The sequence below is a fragment of the Bauldia sp. genome, from assembly GCF_020442045.1.
Lineage (GTDB): Bacteria > Pseudomonadota > Alphaproteobacteria > Rhizobiales > Kaistiaceae > Bauldia.
In genome coordinates, this window is the sequence record NZ_JAGRLA010000009.1 from 1 (window position 1) to 19,576 (window position 19,576).

Genomic DNA, 19,576 nt, shown 5'->3' on the forward strand with positions numbered 1-19,576 from the left:
CAGGCGGTGAAGGAGATCGCGCTCACCACCGCCTTCGCGCCGAACGTTGCGGACACGGCCCGGAGGCGAGGCGCCGGCCGGTGCCGGGCGAAACGGCGGTTCGTCAAAACGTCTTCAACTCGCGCCATAAACCCGCAGGGCGCGATATGCCGCGAACCAACCCCCCGGTTGCATTTGGCACGGCCGGGGGGGATCATCGGCCATAGTCACTCTGGGATAGGAAAACACGATGTCGCTACTTGATATGGCAAAACAGGCGCAGGGCGGGCGTGGTCTCACCGACCTCGGACAGCAGTTCGGGATCGACGAGAAGACCACCCGGTCGCTTGCCGAGCAGCTCGCACCGACGATCGCCAGTGGCGCCAAGCAGCGCGCCAAGGCGGAGGGCGGCCTCGGCGCCCTGCTCGAGCAGCTCCTCGGCGAAAACGAGGTGGGATACTACGAGGACGCTGCCCAGGCCGCGACGCCGGCCGCCCGCCAGCAGGGCGAGCGCTTCCTCGAAGGTCTGTTCGGCTCCTCCGAGGCTCCTCGCGAAATCGCCAGGGCGGCGGCGGAAAAGACCGGTGCGTCCCAGGACCTCGTCGCCCAGTTCCTGCCGGCCCTGGCGGCGATGCTGCAGGGCGCCCTGCAGAAACAGGCGCCCGACGACCAGATCAAGGGCGCGATGGGCGCGCTCGGGTCGAATGACCGCGCCGGGGCGGGCATCGAAGACCTGCTCGGCGCGCTGGGCGGCGGCAGCGGCGGCGGAAGCGGCGGTGGCCTTGGCGGCCTCGGCGACATGATCGGCGGCCTCCTCGGCGGCGGCGCCAAATCGTCGAGCGGAGGTGGCCTCGATCAGGTGCTTCAGGCGCTCGACGCCGACGGCGACGGCTCGCCGATGAACGATATCGTCAAGAAATTCCTCGGCTGACCGCCGCTCACGGCTACAGCAGCGGACTGATCAGCCGGGCGGCATTCTCCGTGAACCGCTCGGCTGTCGGCCGCTCGACCCATTTCGACGATCGCAGCCGGTCGCTCTTCTCGATATAGCGCGCCTGAAGCGAACGCAGCTCGGTGGTGAAACCGGGGTCGTAGACGAAGAGCACGTCCTCGTAATTCAGCCAGATGCTGCGCATGTCGATATTCGCCGTGCCGAACATCGCGATCTCGCCGTCGACGGTGATCGACTTGGTGTGCAGCAGCCCGTCCCGATAGAGGTAGATGGTCACGCCGACATCGAGCAGGTCGTCGTAGTAGGACCGGCTGGCATAACGCGTCAGCACCGAATCGACGCGCTCCGGTACGATGATCGAAACCGCGACGCCGCGGCCGGCGGCGCCGCGCAACGCGCGCAGCAGCGATGCATCCGGCACGAGGTAGGGCGTCGTCAGGACAAGTTCCTCGCGAGCCGAGGAGATCAGCGCGATCATCATCTGGAGCAGGCCGTCGACGCTCTCGCCCGGACCGCTCGGGATGACCTGGATATCGGCCGAGCCGCAGGGCGGATTGAGTCGCAGGCCGGCGCTCTCGACGAGGTCGGCGATCTCCTCGTTGGTTTCGAGCCGCCAGTCGCCGATCGCGGTCGCGGCCAGCGGCGCGACGATCGGCCCCTCGAGGCGGACCATCGCATCGACCCATTCGCCAACCCCGGCATCCGTCTTGAAGAAGCGCGGATCGACGAGGTTCATGCTGCCGGTCCAGGCGATCTCGCCGTCGATCACGATGATCTTGCGATGGAGCCTGAGATCGGTGCGGCCGACGAAGCTGCGGAACAGCCCGACCGGCAGGGCGGGCTGGACTTCGACTCCCGCCGCGCGGAGCCTTGCCGGCTGTTTCCCCTTCCACCACGGGCGCCCGCCGATCGCATCGACCAGTATCCGGCAGGCGACACCGCGCCCCGCCGCGGCGACCAGCGCCTCGACGACCGTATCCGCGGCGCCGCCTTCGCCCCAGATGTAGAATTCCATCAGGACGCTGGTCCTGGCGGCCTCGACGTCGCGGGCGATCGTCGCCAGCATCTCGGCGGTGTCCGAGAAGAGCCGGTAGGCGCTGCCGGCGACCGCGTGGCTGCCGACGAGGTTGCCGCCGAGCGCCTCAAGCTGCCTGGCCGCCGGCCGGTGTCGCGACCAGTCGATGTCGGTCGCGCCCCGCTCGCGGCTCGCGTCGAACAGCCGGCGATAGTCGTGCTGGAGCGCCTTGATCTCCCGTTCGCGGCGGGGATCGATCCGGCGCTCGCCGATCAGCAGGTAGACGAGGGCGCCGCCATAGGGCACGACAGCGACCAGCATCATCCAGGCGAGCGCGACGCCGGGTTCCGGCCGCTTCATGATGACGCGAATGCCGATGGCGATCACCATCAGCCAATGGATGGCGACACCAAGCGTAAAGATGCTCATCCGCCACCCATACCAGTACGCGCCGGGAGAAGACTACGGCCCTCCGCCACGGGCTATGCGGCGGCGCGGGCGAGGCGGCGCCTCTCCGCGACGGCCTCGGCCAGCCGTTCGAGCACCGCGACGGTCGTTTCCCAGCCGATGCAGCCATCGGTGATGCTCTGGCCATAGGCGAGCGCCTGGCCCGGCACCAGGTCCTGCCGGCCGGCGACGATATGGCTCTCGACCATGACGCCGATGATCCGGCTTTCGCCGGTTTCGAGCTGGCGGGCGACGTCGGCGACCACCAGCGGCTGGTTCTCCGGCTTCTTGCGGCTGTTGGCGTGGCTCGCGTCGATCATCACCGCCGGCCTCAGACCGGACGCCTCGAGCACGGCACAGGCGTCGGCGACGTTTTCCGCGTCATAGTTCGGCGCCTTCCCGCCGCGCAGGATGATGTGGCAATCCCCGTTGCCGGTGGTCGCGGCGATCGCCGAGTGGCCGGTCTTGGTGACGGCGAGGAAATGATGCGGGCTCGCGGCCGATTTGACGGCATCGGCCGCGATCCTGACATTGCCGTCGGTGCCGTTCTTGAACCCGACCGGGGAGGACGTGCCGGAGGCGAGCTCGCGATGGATCTGGCTCTCGGTGGTGCGGGCGCCGATCGCCGCCCAGGAGACGAGGTCGGCGAGGTATTGCGGCGTCGTCATGTCGAGGAATTCGCAGGCCGCCGGAACGCCGAGCGCATTGACCCTGAGCAGCAGCCCACGGGCGAGCCTCAGCCCCTTGTCGATGTTGAAGCTGCCGTCGAGGTCGGGATCGTTGATCAGCCCCTTCCAGCCGACCGTCGTCCGCGGCTTCTCGAAATAGACCCGCATGACGATCTCCAGCCGGTCGCCGAGCTGCTCGCGAAGCGGAAGCAGGCGGGCCGCGTAATCCTCGGCGGCTCGCGTGTCGTGGATCGAGCACGGCCCGATCACGACGACCAGCCGGTCGTCCTCGCCATGCAGGATGTCGCGGACTGCCCGGCGCGTTTCAACCACGGTACGGGTGGCGAGGCTGTCGCGCGGGCTTTCGGCGATCACCTCGGCGGGCGTACTCAGTTCCTTGATCTCGCGGATGCGAAGATCGTCGGTGTCTTCCTCGATGGTGGTCAGCACGGTCGGTCTCCTTTGGCTTTTCCGCCCCGCCGCCGGCCCAACAAAAAAGCCGCCGGTGGTACCTGGCGGCTTTCGGGAAAATTCTGGTTTCAATCGGTCAGATCGAACGAACCCCTGCCTCCGCCACGGAATGCGGATAGCTAAACCAGAAAAAAGTGGTCGCGGCAGCGGTGTTCATGCGGCGCGTTCTAGAAGAGAAATCGCCGTCTGTCACGCACGAAAATGCCGGGAGCCACGCGCGGCCGACCTAGAGCCAGCATTCCACCTGCCGCAGACCCTCGTCGTCCGGATCGCTGCGGATCGAGAATCCCAGCGATTCCATCAGGTCGAGCATGCGGCGGTTGTCGGCGAGGATCGCACCCTCGATCGACCTCAGCCCCTGGCTCCGCGCGGCTTCCATCAGGCCCTTCATCAGGGACGAGCCGATGCCCTGCTTCTGCCTTTCGTCGCTGACGGCGATGGCGAATTCGCAGGACCTGCCGTCGGGATTGATCGTGTAGCGGGCAACGCCGATCTCCTTCTCGCGCCCCCCCTCGCGGAGGACCGCGACCAGCGCCATCTCCCGGCTGTAGTCGATCTGGGTGAAGCGCACGAGCATCTCCGGCGTCAGCTCCTGGATGCTCTGCATGAAGCGGAAATATTTCGCCTCGGCCGAAAGGTTGCGGACGAAGTCCTGCTCGATCTCGGCATCCTCCGGCCGGATCGGCCGGATCACCAGCTCGGCGCCGTCCGGCAGATAGGTGCTCCTGGACAGGTGCGCCGGATAGGGATGGATCGCCATATGGGCATAGGGAACCGCCGTCGCATGCGGCCGCCTGACCTTGATGCGGGCATCGATGGCGATCGCCCCGGCGCTGTCGACGAAGAGCGGGTTGATGTCGAGCTCCTCGATATGCGGCAGCTCGCAGACCAGCTCCGAGATCCTGAGCAGGACATCCTCGACAACAGTCTTGTCGACCGGCGGCATGTTGCGGAACGGGCCGAGCAGCCGTGAGATCCGGGTCCGGTCGATCAGGCGCCCGGCCAGCACGCGGTTGAGCGGCGGCAGCGCCACCGCATTGTCGCGAAGCAGCTCGGTGATCGTGCCGCCGGCGCCGAAGGAGACCACCGGTCCGAATACCTGATCGTCCTTGACGCCGACCAGGAAGGAGCGGGAGTCGCCGCCGGTCACCATCGGCTCGATCGTGACGCCGCGGATATCCGCGTCGGGCCTCGCCGCCTTGACGTTCTCCATCAGGGCGTGGAAGGCGGCGCGGACTTCCCCCGCCGTCATGATGTTGGTCCGCACGCCGCCGACATCCGACTTGTGCGAGATATCCGGCGAGCTGATCTTCATCGCCACGGGAAAGCCGAGCGTCTCGGCGACGACCAGCGCCTCGGCGACGTCGCGAGCCTCGCGGGTCGGGTTGCAGCGGACATGGAAGGCGCTGAGCACCGCCTTCGATTCGACGTCGGAGAGCATGGTGCGCCCCTGCGCCAGAACCGCCTCGACGATCATCCGGGCGCCCTCGACATCCGGCAGCTTGCGGTCGTCCGAGAAGGGCGACGGCGTCTGCAGCAGCAGCCCCTGGTTCAGCTTGAAACGGGCGAGATAGGAAAAGGCCTCGACCGCCCGCTCCGGCGTCGTGAAATCCGGTATGCCGTTGGCGGAAAGGAGGCTGCGCGCCTCGCCGACCCGTACCTCGCCCATGAAGCAGGCGAGGATCGGCTTCCTGGCATTCTCCCCGGCCGCCGCGATGATCGCCTCGGCCGCCGCATGCGGATCGGTCATCGCCTGGGGCGTCAGCATCGCCAGCACGCCGTCGACAGCCTTGTCGGCGAGGCAGGCCGACACCGCCATGCCGTAGGCTTCCGGCGCGGCATCGCCGAGGATGTCGACCGGATTGCCGTGCGACCAGTAGGCGGGAAGCTGCTCGTCGAGCTTGGCAAGGGTCTCCGGCGCGAGATCCGCAAGCGCGACGCCGAGGTCGCCGGCGCGGTCGGCGGCGAGCACGCCGGCGCCGCCGCCATTGGTGACGATGGCGAGCCGGTTCCCCGGCGCGCGCCGCCGCTCCGACAGGATTTCGGCCGCAGCGAAGAGCTGGCCGAAGGTCATGGCGCGGACGACGCCGGCTCGCTCAAGCGCGGCATCGAAGACGTCGTCGGAGCCGATCAGGGCGCCGGTATGGGTGCTTGCCGCCTTCGAGCCCCGGTCGTGACGGCCGGCCTTCAGCACGATGACGGGCTTCGAGCGTGCGGCGATCCTGAGGCCGCTCATGAAGGCGCGGGCGTCCTTCACCCCCTCGACATAGAGGAGGATGGCATCCGAATGCGGATCGCCCGCCAGATAGTCCAGGATATCGCCGAAATCGACGTCGGTGGCGTTGCCGAGCGAGACGATGGTCGAGAAGCCGATGTGATGCGGCGTCGCGAAGTCGACGATGGCGGTGCAGAGGGCACCCGATTGGGACACCAGCGCCAGCCGGCCGGCCGGAGCGGCGGTATCGAGGAATGTCGCGTTGAGGCCGATCTCCGGACGCATGACGCCGAGGCAGTTCGGCCCGACGAAGCGGACCTCCGCGCGGCGCGCCTCGTCCTCGAGATGTGCCTCCAGCGTCCGGCCCGCATCGCCCGTCTCGCCGAAGCCCGCCGACAGGATGATGGCCGCTCCGACGCGCTTCTCGCCGCATTCACGGATGATCTCCGGTACGACCTTCGCCGGGGTCGCCACCACGACCAGGTCAAATCGGGCATCGACCTCGGTGATCGACGGGTAGCATCTGCGGCCGCGGACCTCGTCATGCTTCGGATTGACCGGAATGACCTCGCCGCCGAAGCCGTCCGAGATCAGGTTCTTGAAGACCCGTCCGCCAACGCTCGTCGGGTTTTCGCTGGCGCCGACCACGGCGATTGCCCGCGGGTTGAAAATCGTCTCCAGACGGTGTGGTCCCATGCGTGTCTCCAGCCTGTCCGCAGCCAACGCCTCCCTTCTTACGTCTTATTCGCAAACGGACTATGTCGGTTTGATGCTGTCCCGGCCAGGCCCAATCAAGCATGAATGGCATCCCGACGCGCAAGGCGGAGACCCTTGTGCCGCAAAGCCGTCCTTGAGCGCCCCGGCATGCTTCAACTCGTCGCGGAACCGCGAGGCGGCGGGACGGGAGTGGCAGCGGCGTGACGAACGCAACATTATGCGTTGCGGAGCGAAAAACCCGGAATCAAGCGGAGGGCCCGGCAAATGTTCAGTCAGATTCTTTTCGGAGCCGCGCTGCTCGCCCTCTCCGCGATGCTCTATGTCGTGACGATGGTGCCGACCAGCAGGCTCGTCACCCGCGAGGCGGACCATCCGGAAAAGCCGCTCGGATCGACCCGCGCCATCCTCCTTGTCGGGGTCGTCGCGCTTGCCGTCGTCTTCGGCCACACCGTGGTGGTCTGGATCTGGTCGACCGCCTTCGTCCTCTCCGGCGCGCTGCCGAACATGGAGCAATCCGTCTATTTCACGCTCGTCACCTATACGACGCTCGGCTATGGCGACCTGACCCTCAGCGAGGAGTTCCGGGTCTTCGGCACCATGGCCGCGGTTACCGGCCTCCTCAACTTCGGCATCAGCACCGCCTTCCTGGTCGGCGTGATCAGCAGGATCCTGCCGCACGCGCACCCGCATTGATCCTGCGGCACGGAACGTCGCGCCGCGGCGATGGCCCCCACGGCGCCAAAGGCTCAGGCGCCGATCGGAATGCGCAGGGCCTGGCCGACGAAGATCAGGTTGGGGTCGCTGATCACCAGCGGGTTGGCGCGCACGATATTGCCGAAGGCCGCCGTGCTTCCGTAATTCGCGTCGGCGATCGCCGAAAGCGTGTCGCCCGGCTCGACGATATGGATGCGGTAGCCGATATAGCCGGGGACGATGCCCGGCCCGTAGATCACCGGAACCGTCACCTTGTTGATCTCCGAACCGTCCTGGGCGCTTTCCTCATAGACTTCGACGAACAGGCGATCGAGCTGGAAGGCGGCGCCCGTCACGTCGATCGACAGCTGGAACTGGCCGTGCTCGCCGGTCCCGCCGCCGACGTTGAAGAAGCCGGTGCGTTCGTCATGCCCGTCATGCACACGATATTGCAGGGTCGCTTCGAAGCCCTGCCCGATGCCGCCGACCAGGATGGGATTGCCCACCAGATCATAGGGCGCGGGTTGCTGAATCAGATTGACCATCGTCTCGCCTCCTCGTGATGGGCGGGCCGCTGAAGGCCGCCCTGGTTCACTCCGATCACCTCAGTCAATGCCATGCGGTGCATCCCGGCCATCTTGGCAAGTTCCGGTTGACGGTCGGGGGCCTTCTTGTGGCGCGGTAAAACGTTCCTTTCATGGCCGCCGCAAATGCGAATCATCGGACGTGCTAGATTGGTGGAAACGGCAACCTCGGGAGTGACCGATTGGAGGAGCACCTCGTCGACCTGACCGGTATCGCCTTCATCATGGCGATCGCCGCCCTGCTCGGCTTCGTGCTCATGCGGTTCCGCCAACCGCCGATCGTCGGCTACATCCTGGCCGGCGTCGTCCTCGGCCCGACCGGCTTCGGCCTCGTATCCAATACCGGGTCGATCACCGCGCTCGCCGAGCTCGGGGTGATCATGCTGCTCTTCCTGATCGGCATGGAGCTCTCGGTCCGGGTCTTCGCCACGGTCGCGGCGACCTCTTCGCTGGTCACCGCCGGCCAGATTCTCGCCAGCCTCGCCGTCGCCGGGCTGCTCGGCCTGGTCTTCGACTGGCAGTTCGAGGCCGTCATCGCCCTCGGCTTCATCGTCGCGATCTCGTCGACCGCGGTGGCGATGCAGATGCTCGACGAACTCGGCGAGACACGGACCGCGACCGGACGGATAACCGTCGGGGTGCTGATCGCGCAGGATATCGCCGTCGTGCCGATGCTGGTGATCCTCTCGTCCTTCCGCGGCGACAGCGATATCGCCGGGTTGCTGATCAAGCTGGCGATCGCCGCCATCCTGATCTTCGCCCTGCTGCGCTATCTCGCGACCCGCCCGGGCAAGATCAAGCTGCCCTTCACCGAGCGGATGAGCGGGCGGGTCGACATGGTCGCGCTGGCCAGCGTCGCCTTCTGCTTCGGCGCGGCGGCGTTGACCAGCATTGCCGGCCTGTCGGCGGCCTTCGGCGCCTTCCTGGCCGGTCTGGTCATCGCCGGCTCGACCATGCGCGCCGAGGCGATCGCCGCGACCCACCCGATCCAGAGCCTGCTGATCGTCGTCTTCTTCCTGTCCATCGGATTGTTGATCGACCTCGACTTCGTCATCGCCAATCTCGGCACCGTCATCGTCGTGGTCATCGCCGTGCTGGCCGCCAAGACCTGCATCAACGTCGCCCTGCTGCGTCTGGTGCGCACGCCGTGGGAACAGGCCTTTCCCGGCGGGCTGATCATGGCGCAGATCGGCGAATTCTCCTTCGTTCTCGCGGCAAGCGGGCTCGTCTCCGGCGCGGTCTCGCAGGATACCTATCGCCTCGCCATAGCGGTGATCGCCATCTCGCTCCTCGTCAGCCCGCTGTGGATGGTGTCGCTTCGCCGCTTCCAGGCGATCGCGCGTGCCGGCATCACCAGTTTCCGCGAGGCCCTTGCCGAGGTCTATGCCGGCGAGATCGGCGAGATCGAGCGCGGCCGGCTGATGGTGTCGCGCGGAGCGCTCTATGCGCGGCGGCGGGCGCGGGCGGCGCGCATCGCCTGGCAATGGCGGCGAAGGAGCAGGCGCCAGGCAGCGGCCAAAACCGCCGCGACGCCAGAATCTGCGGAGTCCGGGGAATCTCCGCGATCCGGCGAGCAGGACGCCGACACGGCTCCCGGCGAACCCGACAGGCCTGCCGCGATATCGCCGGACTCCGATGGAACGGTGACTGAGAGCAAGGTGACGCCATGAAACACCGATCTGCCCTGCCAATAGCCTTGTGCGCCGCGCTGGCGGCGGCCTCGGTCATGCCGCCGGTGGCGTCGGCCGCCCCGCCGCCGCGGGTCAAGGGGATGATCTGCTCAAAGTCGCTCAAGGCGTCGGCGGCGAAGAAATCGATCTGGTGGACCAACTTCCAGGGCGCGCGGAAGGGCTTCTTCGATCAGCGCGAAACGACGATGATGGTCCGCTGCTTCCGCAGCCAGGCCGACTGCAAGGCGTGGCTCTACTGGGCCCAGACCGACTGGCCGGACTGGAACCAGTGGCTGCCCTGCAAGCGGGGTTTCCCCTACTGAACGAAAAAGCCCCGGAGACGCGGCCGTTGCATGCCGGTCGTCCGGGGCGTTTCACGTCGGCCGGAAACAGCCCGGCCGCGAGGCGCGCTACGCGATCGCCTTCTCGTAGAGCTCCAGCACGTAGTCCCAGTTGATCAGGCTGTCGACCCACGCCTCGAGATACTTCGGCCGGGCGTTGCGGTAGTCGATGTAATAGGAGTGCTCCCAGACGTCGCAGCCGAGGATCGGCGTGCCGCCATGGACAAGCGGGTTCTCACCGTTCGGCGTCTTGGTGATTTCGAGCTTGCCGTCGCGAACCGCGATCCAGCACCATCCCGAGCCGAACTGGGTGGCGCCGGCCTGCATGAAGTCCGCCTTGAACTTGTCGTAGCCGCCGAGATCCGAGTCGATCGCCTGGGCCAGCGCACCGGGGATCTTGTTGCCGCCGCCGTCCTTCTTCATCCACTTCCAGAAATGGACGTGGTTGTAATGCTGGGCGGCATTGTTGAAGAGGCCGGCATTCTTCGAATAGCTCTGCTTGACGATATCCTCGAGGCTCTTGCCCTCCAGGCCCGAGCCTTCCAGCAGCTTGTTGCCGTTGGTGACATAGGCCTGATGGTGCTTGTCGTGGTGATATTCCAGCGTCTCCTTGGACATATACGGCTGGAGGGCTTCATAGTCGTACGGAAGGGGTGGCAGTTCAAAAGCCATGACAAGCTCCTCTCGAGAATGAATGCAGCCACGGCCGAAAGCGCCACCGCCGGCGGCGGACCGTGCTCGGCAGGGAACATAGGCCCCGGCCCGCAATGAGACAACAGCCTTGGGAGCTTCAGTCTCTCGCATGCGGAACCCACGGCGCGTGCGACGCCGCGGATTCTGCTCCAGGCCGCTGTCGACTCATTCGGCCTCGCCGGCCATGAGTGGCCCCAACTCCTGCTTGAAGGTCGCGAGGTCGACCTGCATGCCGTTCAGCATCGTGCTCCAGTAGCGTTCGGTAGCCGCGACCGCGACCGCTTCGCCGATCTCCTCGTCGCTGGCGCCCGCAGCCTTGGCGGAAAGGGCGTCGGCCCAGATGCAATAGCTGCAGGGGATTTGCGACACCACGGCGAGACCGATAAGCGCCTTGACCTTGGGCGACAGGGCCGTGTCCTCGCTGAATTCCAGCTCCTTGAGCTGCCGCCAGGACCCGGCGAAGCCGGCCTTCGGCATCTGGGTGAAGAATGTCGGGACGCTGCCGAACGTCGCCTCGATGTCCTTCAGCGCCGCCTGGTAACCCGCGTCGTCGGCGGAGGCGGAGGTGACCGCGGTCGCCAGAAGGGCGCCCGCCAGCATCAAGCTGTTGATGGATTTTCTGATTATACTCATTGCGATGTCTCCTTTTGACCTGCACGGCCGTTTCGCCCGATATATGCTTGGCGGCGTTGACCGTGCCCTGTGACGGTGGCGCTTTCCGGCCGTCGGCGAAATACGCCGACCGGCGTATGCGGATGTGGCGGCATGGAGAAACTGTCTTCGGAAGACTACCGGAAGGTGTTGGGGGCAATTGAGATCCTTAGCCGCGACATCGACTACGCCACCTTCCCCGAGCGCGTCGTCGATGCTGTCACCGCAGTCATAGATGTCGATATGATCAGCTACAGCGAGATCGACCTCGGCGGAAGTGACAACCGCTTTCTCCTCAAGCCGGATATAACGGAACTTGGCGAAGACGATTCACGATACGTCCGCTTCGTCCGCCGCTTCGGGAATCATCCGATCCTTGCCCAGAAGCTGAGTTCGAGGCCCTCCTCACGCCCCGACCTCAAGCAGTTCCTCGACCGCATTCGCATGCTCGGCATGGTCGGCAACTGCTGCGGCGATGCGGAACTGCGCCTCAACATGGGAATGACGATCGAGAACGCGCCGCGAAAGAAGATTGGGATCGCCCTGAACCGAAGCATCCGGGATTTCGATCACCGGGACGCGAACCGACTGGACGTGTTGAAGCCGCATATCGTTGCGGCATACGGCAATGCGGTCAAAGCCACCGAGGGCAACGCGATTGCCGCCAAAAGCCCAGGTGCTATCCGCGTCGATGCGGTCCCGCTGACCAAGCGCGAGAACGAGGTGCTCTACTGGGTGTCGATGGGCAAGACCAATGACGAAGTCGCCACGATCATCGGTGCGAAGCCACTGACCGTGAAGAAGCATCTGGAGCACGTTTACGACAAGCTCGGCGTACCGAACCGGACGGCGGCCGCGCGTTTTCGGGTTGCGATGCCCGGTTAGGCGCCCGGACGAGCGTCAGAAGCCCGGTGGTACATTGCCGGACAGCGGATGGATCTGCCCGTAGGCGCGCGAAGTGGCCAGCACGCCGCGATCGTCGAACATCCGGCCGACGATCTGCAGGCCGACCGGCAGGCCCTCGCCGGTAAAGCCGCAGGGGATGCTCCGGCCAATCCCCCCTCACCGCCTCGGGTCAGCGCCTCAGGATGCCGCCGAGCACGCTGCGGAATATCTGGCGGCCGACCGAGCCGCCGATCGCGCCACCGATCGTCTCGGAGAGGTCACGCGTCACCTCCCGCGCCGCCTTCTGGGTGTTGCTCAACCGTTTGTTGCGCGGCACGTTGAGCCCCAGGATATCCTCGATCACGCTCCCGACGCCGACCTCGCCCTGGGCCGGCGGCGGCGCGTCGGGCGCATCCGCCACCTTGCCCTCGACCCGGCTCTTCAACATCTCGTAGGCCGAATTGCGATCGACCGTGACGTCGTAGACCGTGCCGATCGGGCTGGTGAAGATGATCTGCTCCCGCTCCGCCTCGGTGATCGTCCCCATCCGCGACGAGGGCGGCCTGACCAGCGTCCGCTGGACGACCGAGGGCACGCCCTTGGCCTCCAGCGTCGATACCAGCGCCTCGCCGACGCCGAGCTGGGTGATCACCTCGAAGGTCGAGAAATCCGGATTGGGGCGAAAGGTGTCCGCCGCCGTCTTGACCGCCTTGGTGTCGCGCGGGGTGAAGGCGCGAAGCGCATGCTGGACGCGGTTGCCGATCTGCGACAGCACGGTGTCGGGCACGTCGAGCGGATTCTGGCTGGCAAAGTAGACGCCGACGCCCTTCGAGCGCACCAGCCGCACCACCAGCTCGATCTTCTCCAGCAGCGCCTTCGGCGCGTCGCTGAAGAGAAGATGCGCCTCATCGAAGAAGAAGACGAGCTTCGGCTTCTCGGGATCGCCGACCTCCGGCAGGTCCTCGAACAGCTCCGAGAGCAGCCACAGCAGGAAGGTCGCATAGAGCCGCGGCGACTGCATCAGCGTCGTCGCGGCGAGGATGTTGATCATGCCGCGCCCGTCAGGCGCGGTGCGCATCAGCTCCTTGATCTCCAGCCCCGGCTCGCCGAAGAACATCTGCCCGCCCTGCTGCTCGAGAACCAGCAGGGCGCGCTGCACCGCGCCGACGCTGGCCTTGGAGATGTTGCCGTAGCGGACGGTCAGTTCGCTTGCCCGTTCCGCGACATAGACCAGCAGAGCCTGCAGGTCCTTGAGGTCAAGGATCGGCAGCCCCTCCTCGTCGGCGATCCGGAAGGCGATGTTGAGGACGCCCTCCTGGGTATCGTTGAGATCGAGCAGCCGGGCGAGGAGCAGCGGCCCCATCTCCGAGATCGTCGTCCGGACGGGATGGCCCTCCTTGCCGAAAAGGTCCCAGAACACGACCGGAAAGGCCTCGAAGACATATTCGTCGGCAAATCCGATCGTCTCCGCCCGTTTGGCGAGGAAATCCTTCGGCTCGCCGGGCATCGAAAGGCCCGCCACGTCGCCCTTGACGTCGGCGCAGAAGACCGGGACGCCCGCCCGCGAAAAGCCCTCGGCGAGAATCTGCAGCGTCACCGTCTTGCCGGTGCCGGTCGCACCGGTGATCAGGCCGTGGCGGTTGGCGAAGGGGAGCTGAACATATTCCGGCCTGCCGCTCCCGCCGACAAACACCTTTCCATCTTCCAGAACTGTCATGCTGACCGCGCCCCGTTCCCCTTGATCCGATCGATGCACGGAGAGTAGCGGCGCGGGCGATGTCGCCGCAATGGAGCGGCCACCGCGCCGCGCAGATTCCATCCTCATCAACAGCTAATAATATTTCCGTGACCGGGTCGGTTTGGGGCCGATCCAGGCTTGTGGGGCGGGAATCCGCCGGGGCAGTATCGCAACCCACGCGATGTCCCGAATAATGTCGATGCCTCGGGTGTTAGCAGAGCGTACGAACCACCAACCGGAGGACAGGTATGAAATTGAAACTGGGTCTGGCCGTCGCGGCCCTTGCCGTTGCCGCCACGGGTATCGCGGTCGCGAACGAGAATATCATCGGCCTCCGCCAGCAGGTGATGAAGACCAACGGCGCGGCCGCGAAACTCGCCGTCGGGATGCTCAAGGGCGAAACGCCATTCGATGCGTCGGTGGCCGCCGCCGCGATGACCCAGATCGCGGATGATCTTTCGGTGTTTGCCACTTACTTCCCGGAAGGCACCGAGACCGGCGACACCAAGGCGGGCAACAAGATCTGGAGCGATCCGGACGGCTTCAATACCGCCGCCAAGACCGCCGAGGATGCGGCGAAGGCCGCTGCCACGGCGGCGGCCGATGGTCCGGAAGCCTTCGGCGCGGCGTTCGGCGCGGTTGGCAAGGCCTGCGGCGGCTGCCACGAGGTCTATCGCGAGAGCTGATCCGCCACGACCTTGGCGCAACGACGGCGCGGTCCTCACCGCGCCGTCTCTTTTTTGCTCAGGCCTGGCTTCCGAGCCCGGCAAGGATCCGCGCCCAGGAGCGGATGCCGCCGTGGAAGCTCGACAGCTCATATTTCTCGTTCGGCGAATGGATGCGGTCGTCATCGAGGCCGAAGCCGACCATCAGCGAATCCATCCCCAGCTCGCGCTTGAAGTCACCGACCACCGGGATCGAGCCGCCACCGCCGACCAGGGCCGGCTCCACGCCCCATTCGTCGGTCAGCGCCGCGCGCGCCGCCGCCAGATACGGACCGCCGAAGGGCAGCCGCGTCGCCGGGCTGCCGCCATGGTCGGCGAATTCGACCTTGCAGTCGGCGGGCAGGTGCTTGCGGACGAAGGCCCGGAACGCCTCGCGGATGCGCTCGGGCTGCTGGTCGCCGACCAGCCGGAATGAAAGCTTGGCCGAGGCCTTTGCCGGGATCACCGTCTTGAATCCCTCGCCGGTATAGCCGCCGACGATGCCGTTCACCTCGCAGGTCGGCCGCGACCAGATCTGCTCCAGCACGCTGCGTCCCGCCTCGCCCGCCGGCTCGCTGAGGCCGACCGAGCCGAGAAAGCTCGCCGCGGCGAAGTCGAGCGTGTCCCATAGCGATCGCACCTCGGTCGGGACCTCGTCGACGCCGTCATAGAAGCCCGGGACCGTCACCCGGCCGTCCCTGTCATGCAGCCGGGCGAGGATGTCGGTCAGGACATGGATCGGGTTGCGCGCCGCGCCGCCGAACAGCCCGGAATGCAGGTCGCGGTCGGCGGCGGTGATGGTGATCTCCTCGCCGACCAGGCCGCGGAGCATCATGGTGATCGCGGCCCGCTCCCGGCTCCACATGCTGGTGTCGCAGATCAGCGCCACGTCGGCGCGGAGTTCCTCGGCATTCGCCTTGACGAAGGGAACCAGGCTCGGGCTGCCGGACTCCTCCTCGCCCTCGAACAGGATCGACACTTTCGCAGGCAGGCCACCGCCGACCGCCTTCCACGCCCGGCAGGCCTCGACGAAGGTCATGAGCTGTCCCTTGTCGTCGGCGGCGCCGCGGGCGACGATCCGCTTCCGGCCGTCGACGACGTCGAGCTTCGGATCGAAGGGCGGGCTCTTCCATTCGGAAACCGGATCGACCGGCTGGACGTCGTAATGTCCGTAGAACAGGACATGCGGTCCCGTGGCCCCGTCCTTGTCATGGGCGACGACCATCGGATGGCCGGCCGTCGGGCGGACCGAGGCATCGAAGCCGAGGCCGGCCAGTTCGGCGGTCAGCCAGTCGGCGGCCGAGCGAACATTGTCGCGATAGGCCGGGTCGGTCGATATGCTTTCGATCCGCAACAGGGCGAAGAGCCGATCGAGGCTCGCTGGAAGGTCATGGTCAATCTGCTGCAGAACGCGCTCGAGCATCGCTATCCCCTGTTTGCCAAGAACGGCGCCAACCTAGCCGCATCGGCCGGCCACCGGAAGTGGACCGGCTTGTCTTCGGCGCCGCGCCGGAGTCACAAAGGGTCCTTGGCAGGGACAGATATGTGAGGGTGGCATGGACGAACTCATCGCAAAGATCGTCGCCGATTCCGGCGTCACGCCCGAGGTCGCGCGAAAGGCCGCGGTCATCATCCTCAGGTTTCTCCACAAGGAGGGGCCCGCGGACAAGGTCGATGCGCTGGTGGCCGCGATTCCCGGCGCGCGGGAAGCGATCGGCGGCAACGGCGCCGGCGGGTCGTCCGGGCTGATGGGCGCCTTCAACGACCTGACCAGCGCCGGCGTCGGCATGTTCAGCGTGCAGTCGGTGGTCGGAAGCTTCGCTGACTATGCGCGCGGCAAGTTCGGCGCCGAGACGGTCGACGATATCGTCGCGTCCATCCCGGGGCTCAGCCAGTTCGCCTGAGTGGTGGATGGCGACGGCCGACCGATCATGCGGGCAATATGACCTACGACGAGTTCAACAGCTTCTGCGCGACGCTTCCCGCGACATCCCATGTCGTTCAGTGGGGCGGCTCGCACGTCTGGAAGGTCGGCGAGAAAGTGTTCGCCATCGGAGGCTGGAACGACGGCAAGGAAGCCTTTACTTTCAAGGTCTCAGACGTGGCTTTTGAGATATTGAAAGAAGAGCGTGGCTTGCGGCCGGCGCCCTATCTTGCCTCGCGCGGGATGAAATGGATCCAGCGATATGACGATGCCGTGCTGGATGATCAGGATTTGAAAAGATATTTGCGCGAATCTTATCGGATCGTGTCTCTCGGGCTGTCGAAGAAGAGGCGGAGGGCCCTGGGCCTCAATCAGCCGGAGGACGATGGTGACCGCTGACCGGGGATCGCGCGTGGCCGATACCGACCTGTTTCCGCCATCCACCGCCGGGGACTGGGAAGCCCTGGCGACACGCTCCGGGCGTATGCCGCTTTCGCGCCTCGCTGCGCGCACGGATGATGGCCTTCCCGTCGGTCCCGTCTACCGGCCCGGCGACGGCGCTCCGGTGGCCGGTCGCCAGCCCGGCAGCCGCTGGGTCGCGGCGCAGCGGATCGACCACGGCGACGTCGAGGCTTGCCGCATGGCCGTGGCCGCCGCCCTCACCGGCGGCGCGAGCGGCGTCGTTCTGGTCGCATCCGACAGCGCCACCGCCCGCGGCCGCGGCATCCCCGTCGACAGCACCGCCGTCGCCCGCGTCTGCGGGAACAGCTTCGAATCGGGACACCATCTTCGTCTCGATCTCGGCGAAGCGAGCGCCCGCCTTGCTCCGGGGTTCGTCGCCGCGCTCGGCGAGGCCGGCATTGCCGACGCCACCTTCGCCTTCGACCCCTTCGCGACCCTCGCCGCGAAAGGCTTCCTCGCCGATCCCTTCGGCGAGGTGTTGGACGGCCTGTTTGCGCTCGGCGAGGCCATGGAGGGCGCGCGGATCGATGGCGAAGCCGTCGTCGCCGACGGCCGTGTCTGGCACGACGCCGGCGCGACCGACGCACAGGAGCTCGCCGCCGTCGTCGCCTCGGTCTGCGCCGTCCTGCGCCTGGCCGACGAGAGCGGCCGTGATCCGGCACGGGCCGCCCGCCGCCTCGGTGTCGTCCTCGCCGCCGACGCCGACCAGTTCCTGACGATCGCCAAGTTCCGCGCCGTCCGCCGGCTCGTCCGCCGCCTCCATGAGGTCATCGGCATCAGGAAAAGCGCGCTCCGCGTTCATGCCGAGACGTCGTGGCGGATGATGAGCCGGCGCGATCCCTATCTGAACATGCTCCGCACCACCGGCGGCGCCTTCGCGGCGGCGACCGGTGGTGCCGACACGATCGCGGTCCTCCCCTTCGCCCTCGACAACGACGCCTTCGCCGACCGCATGGCGCGCAACATCCAGTCGATTGCCCAGGACGAATCCGCCCTCTACCGGGTCGGCGATCCCGGCGCCGGCTCCGGAGCCATCGAGGCGCTGACCGAAGAGCTCGCCGCCGCGGCCTGGGACGGCTTCCGCGCGATCGAGGCCGAGGGCGGGATGCTCGCCGCCATCCGCTCCGGAACCCTGCAGGCCCGGATCGCGGAGAAGCGCGACGACCGCCTCGCGCGGGTCGGCGCCCGCGCCATCGAGATCGTCGGCGTCAACGTCCATGTCGACCGGAGCCGGCCGCCGCCGACGGTCACCGGCGCCGTCGCGACCAGGATATCCGCCGCCGGCGCCGCCGAGGCCGCCGAGCGGCTCGACTTCATCCGCCTCGCCGAGCCCTTCGAGCATCTTTGCGTCCGGGCCGCGACGCTCGGCACGCGGGACAGGTCGCCGGTCGTCTTCGTCGCCGCCGTCGGCGCCGCGAAGGAGACCGGACCGGCGATCGCAGCCGCGACCGACGCGCTCGCCGCGGGCGGCCTTGAAGCCATCGGCGACGGCCGTCCGGCCACCCCGGAGGAAGCCGCCGCCACCTTCGCGGAATCAGGAGCCACGGTCGCCTGCGTCACGGCGGGCGAGAGCACCGCGGACGACGACATCGCCGCCACGGCCGCCGCCATCAGGGCGGCGGGTGCGACCTTGCTTCTGTTCAGCGGCGAAGGAAAAGCCGAGGCGACCGACGCCTCCTGGGCGGACGGGCGCCTCGGTGGCGGCGAAAATCTCGCGGCGATCCTCGGCAAAACGCTTGACGCGATTGCGAATGCGAGGAAAAAAGTGCAGAATCAGACGATCCAGCAGAAGGGCGGGGGCTCCGAATCGTGACCTTCACCAAGATTCAGTTCGGGCGGGCCATCGTGCGTGCGGTGGCGCTGCTGTCCCTCGTCTCCATGATATCGGTGCCGGGCGCCATCCAGGCTTCGGCGGCGAGCGCCTTCGACGGCAACTGGAAGATCTACATCTTCGGTGGTCAGGACAACTGCAAGTTCGGCTATCGCCTGCCGATCACGATCAGTGACGGCACGGTTCTCTACAAGGGCCGCAAGGTCCATCCGACCGTGATCGGGGTCAGCTCCAAGGGCGCGGTGGCGATCAACCTCGGCAGCGGCAGCAACCATGTCACCGGCTCCGGCGCGCTTGCCGCCAATCGGGGTTCGGGCCGCTGGGTGGCGCCGGAATTCCGCTGCGGCGGGTACTGGCGCGCGGAGAAACGATGAGCGCGCCGCAAGGGGCGCAGCCGGAACTCCATACAAAATCTGACACTATTCCGGCGGGCCGCTTCCCGGATTTCGCCGCTATGCCGTGGCGGCCGCCGGCGGCCGAAAGACCGCCGCGGGAACCGGCCGACTGGACGACGCCCGAGGGCATCGCGGTCAAATCCACCTACACGCGGGACGATGTCGCCGGGCTCGGTTTCATCGACGGGTGGCCCGGCCTGCCCCCCTATCTGCGCGGCCCCTACCCGACCATGTATGTCGAGCGGCCATGGACCATCCGCCAGTATGCCGGCTTCTCGACGGCGGAAGAATCCAACGCCTTCTACCGCCGCAACCTCGCCGGCGGCCAGCGGGGCCTTTCGGTCGCCTTCGACCTGCCGACCCATCGCGGCTACGATTCCGACGATCCCCGGATCGCGGCCGATGTCGGCATGGCCGGTGTCGCGATCGATTCCATCCTCGACATGCAGACCCTGTTCGACGGCATCCCGCTCGACCGGATGAGCGTGTCGATGACCATGAACGGCGCGGTGCTGCCGGTGATGGCGCTCTATGTCGTCGC

19 protein-coding genes are annotated in these 19,576 nt (G+C 66.9%); 11 read left to right on the forward strand and 8 right to left on the reverse strand.

Features of this window, described 5'->3' with window-relative positions; translation table 11 throughout:
• The first annotated feature begins 229 nt into the window (after positions 1–229).
• The gene (locus tag KDJ86_RS01145) at positions 230–910 is read left to right on the forward strand and encodes a DUF937 domain-containing protein (protein WP_291741791.1); all 681 of its coding nucleotides are present in this window, start codon (positions 230–232) and stop codon (positions 908–910) included.
• Between the two features lie 13 nt (positions 911–923).
• Here the strand turns inward: KDJ86_RS01145 and cls are convergent, their stop codons facing one another.
• From cls to KDJ86_RS01160, 3 genes are all read right to left on the reverse strand, one after another.
• On the reverse strand, positions 924–2,375 hold the full coding sequence (gene cls / locus KDJ86_RS01150) for a cardiolipin synthase (RefSeq protein ID WP_291741794.1): 1,452 nt from the start codon (positions 2,373–2,375) through the stop codon (positions 924–926).
• A gap of 53 nt (positions 2,376–2,428) precedes the next feature.
• The gene (locus KDJ86_RS01155) at positions 2,429–3,499 is read right to left on the reverse strand and encodes a 3-deoxy-7-phosphoheptulonate synthase (protein ID WP_291741835.1); all 1,071 of its coding nucleotides are present in this window, start codon (positions 3,497–3,499) and stop codon (positions 2,429–2,431) included.
• A gap of 259 nt (positions 3,500–3,758) precedes the next feature.
• Entirely contained in the window at positions 3,759–6,443 is a 2,685-nt protein-coding gene (locus KDJ86_RS01160) for a bifunctional acetate--CoA ligase family protein/GNAT family N-acetyltransferase (RefSeq protein ID WP_291741796.1), read from the reverse strand.
• A gap of 285 nt (positions 6,444–6,728) precedes the next feature.
• On the opposite strand from KDJ86_RS01160, the gene KDJ86_RS01165 reads away from it, so the two are divergent.
• Positions 6,729–7,157, forward strand: a complete 429-nt coding sequence (locus tag KDJ86_RS01165) for a potassium channel family protein (protein WP_291741799.1) — start codon at positions 6,729–6,731, stop codon at positions 7,155–7,157.
• Between the two features lie 53 nt (positions 7,158–7,210).
• Here the strand turns inward: KDJ86_RS01165 and KDJ86_RS01170 are convergent, their stop codons facing one another.
• A complete protein-coding gene (locus tag KDJ86_RS01170) occupies positions 7,211–7,702 on the reverse strand; it encodes a Gmad2 immunoglobulin-like domain-containing protein (protein ID WP_291741802.1) in 492 nt (163 codons plus the stop codon).
• 221 nt (positions 7,703–7,923) lie between these two features.
• On the opposite strand from KDJ86_RS01170, the gene KDJ86_RS01175 reads away from it, so the two are divergent.
• Complete coding sequence (locus KDJ86_RS01175; RefSeq protein ID WP_291741804.1) at positions 7,924–9,411, forward strand: cation:proton antiporter; 1,488 nt, start codon at positions 7,924–7,926, stop codon at positions 9,409–9,411.
• Positions 9,408–9,734: a hypothetical protein gene (locus KDJ86_RS01180; protein WP_291741809.1), complete on the forward strand. Its 327-nt coding sequence runs from the start codon at positions 9,408–9,410 to the stop codon at positions 9,732–9,734. The genes KDJ86_RS01175 and KDJ86_RS01180 overlap by 4 nt, the downstream gene beginning before the upstream one ends.
• Positions 9,735–9,821: 87 nt before the next feature.
• Here the strand turns inward: KDJ86_RS01180 and KDJ86_RS01185 are convergent, their stop codons facing one another.
• Together KDJ86_RS01185 and KDJ86_RS01190 are read right to left on the reverse strand one after the other, a co-directional pair.
• On the reverse strand, positions 9,822–10,424 hold the full coding sequence (locus KDJ86_RS01185; RefSeq protein WP_291741810.1) for a superoxide dismutase: 603 nt from the start codon (positions 10,422–10,424) through the stop codon (positions 9,822–9,824).
• Positions 10,425–10,610: 186 nt separating this feature from the next.
• Complete coding sequence (locus tag KDJ86_RS01190; RefSeq protein ID WP_291741812.1) at positions 10,611–11,078, reverse strand: carboxymuconolactone decarboxylase family protein; 468 nt, start codon at positions 11,076–11,078, stop codon at positions 10,611–10,613.
• Positions 11,079–11,210: 132 nt separating this feature from the next.
• Here KDJ86_RS01190 and KDJ86_RS01195 point away from each other — a divergent pair, with 132 nt between their 5' ends.
• Positions 11,211–11,981 carry a helix-turn-helix transcriptional regulator gene (locus KDJ86_RS01195; protein WP_291741815.1) on the forward strand — a complete coding sequence of 257 codons (771 nt, stop codon included), beginning with the start codon at positions 11,211–11,213 and terminating at the stop codon, positions 11,979–11,981.
• 190 nt (positions 11,982–12,171) lie between these two features.
• On the opposite strand, the gene KDJ86_RS01205 is transcribed toward KDJ86_RS01195, so the two are convergent.
• Entirely contained in the window at positions 12,172–13,698 is a 1,527-nt protein-coding gene (locus tag KDJ86_RS01205) for a helicase HerA-like domain-containing protein (RefSeq protein WP_291741817.1), read from the reverse strand.
• A 269-nt stretch (positions 13,699–13,967) separates the two neighbouring features.
• Here KDJ86_RS01205 and KDJ86_RS01210 point away from each other — a divergent pair, with 269 nt between their 5' ends.
• A complete protein-coding gene (locus KDJ86_RS01210) occupies positions 13,968–14,405 on the forward strand; it encodes a c-type cytochrome (protein ID WP_291741819.1) in 438 nt (145 codons plus the stop codon).
• A 58-nt stretch (positions 14,406–14,463) separates the two neighbouring features.
• Here the strand turns inward: KDJ86_RS01210 and KDJ86_RS01215 are convergent, their stop codons facing one another.
• Positions 14,464–15,852, reverse strand: a complete 1,389-nt coding sequence (locus tag KDJ86_RS01215; RefSeq protein WP_521085244.1) for a M20/M25/M40 family metallo-hydrolase — start codon at positions 15,850–15,852, stop codon at positions 14,464–14,466.
• Positions 15,853–15,979: 127 nt separating this feature from the next.
• Here KDJ86_RS01215 and KDJ86_RS01220 point away from each other — a divergent pair, with 127 nt between their 5' ends.
• From KDJ86_RS01220 to KDJ86_RS01240, 5 genes are all read left to right on the forward strand, one after another.
• Positions 15,980–16,327 (forward strand): DUF2267 domain-containing protein, encoded by a 348-nt coding sequence (locus KDJ86_RS01220; protein ID WP_291741823.1) that lies wholly within the window; start codon positions 15,980–15,982, stop codon positions 16,325–16,327.
• Between the two features lie 38 nt (positions 16,328–16,365).
• Positions 16,366–16,746: an MmcQ/YjbR family DNA-binding protein gene (locus KDJ86_RS01225; protein ID WP_291741826.1), complete on the forward strand. Its 381-nt coding sequence runs from the start codon at positions 16,366–16,368 to the stop codon at positions 16,744–16,746.
• Complete coding sequence (locus tag KDJ86_RS01230; RefSeq protein WP_291741830.1) at positions 16,736–18,622, forward strand: methylmalonyl-CoA mutase family protein; 1,887 nt, start codon at positions 16,736–16,738, stop codon at positions 18,620–18,622. The genes KDJ86_RS01225 and KDJ86_RS01230 overlap by 11 nt, the downstream gene beginning before the upstream one ends.
• The gene (locus tag KDJ86_RS01235; protein ID WP_291741831.1) at positions 18,619–19,014 is read left to right on the forward strand and encodes a hypothetical protein; all 396 of its coding nucleotides are present in this window, start codon (positions 18,619–18,621) and stop codon (positions 19,012–19,014) included. Before KDJ86_RS01230 ends, KDJ86_RS01235 begins: the two co-directional genes overlap by 4 nt.
• An 80-nt stretch (positions 19,015–19,094) precedes the next feature.
• The coding region (locus tag KDJ86_RS01240) for a methylmalonyl-CoA mutase family protein (RefSeq protein ID WP_291741833.1) at positions 19,095–19,576 on the forward strand (482 nt) is incomplete at its 3' end.

Excerpts from the sequence above, each read along its gene's own strand:
- KDJ86_RS01210 (WP_291741819.1), top strand. The coding sequence starts at position 13,968 with ATGAAATTGAAACTGGGTCTGGCCGTCGCGGCCCTTGCCGTTGCCGCC.
- KDJ86_RS01160 (WP_291741796.1), bottom strand. The coding sequence starts at position 6,443 with ATGGGACCACACCGTCTGGAGACGATTTTCAACCCGCGGGCAATCGCC.
- cls (WP_291741794.1), bottom strand. The coding sequence starts at position 2,375 with ATGAGCATCTTTACGCTTGGTGTCGCCATCCATTGGCTGATGGTGATC.
- KDJ86_RS01195 (WP_291741815.1), top strand. The coding sequence starts at position 11,211 with ATGGAGAAACTGTCTTCGGAAGACTACCGGAAGGTGTTGGGGGCAATT.
- KDJ86_RS01190 (WP_291741812.1), bottom strand. The coding sequence starts at position 11,078 with ATGAGTATAATCAGAAAATCCATCAACAGCTTGATGCTGGCGGGCGCC.
- KDJ86_RS01205 (WP_291741817.1), bottom strand. The coding sequence starts at position 13,698 with ATGACAGTTCTGGAAGATGGAAAGGTGTTTGTCGGCGGGAGCGGCAGG.
- KDJ86_RS01225 (WP_291741826.1), top strand. The coding sequence starts at position 16,366 with ATGACCTACGACGAGTTCAACAGCTTCTGCGCGACGCTTCCCGCGACA.
- KDJ86_RS01220 (WP_291741823.1), top strand. The coding sequence starts at position 15,980 with ATGGACGAACTCATCGCAAAGATCGTCGCCGATTCCGGCGTCACGCCC.
- KDJ86_RS01170 (WP_291741802.1), bottom strand. The coding sequence starts at position 7,702 with ATGGTCAATCTGATTCAGCAACCCGCGCCCTATGATCTGGTGGGCAAT.
- KDJ86_RS01165 (WP_291741799.1), top strand. The coding sequence starts at position 6,729 with ATGTTCAGTCAGATTCTTTTCGGAGCCGCGCTGCTCGCCCTCTCCGCG.
- KDJ86_RS01185 (WP_291741810.1), bottom strand. The coding sequence starts at position 10,424 with ATGGCTTTTGAACTGCCACCCCTTCCGTACGACTATGAAGCCCTCCAG.
- KDJ86_RS01145 (WP_291741791.1), top strand. The coding sequence starts at position 230 with ATGTCGCTACTTGATATGGCAAAACAGGCGCAGGGCGGGCGTGGTCTC.
- KDJ86_RS01180 (WP_291741809.1), top strand. The coding sequence starts at position 9,408 with ATGAAACACCGATCTGCCCTGCCAATAGCCTTGTGCGCCGCGCTGGCG.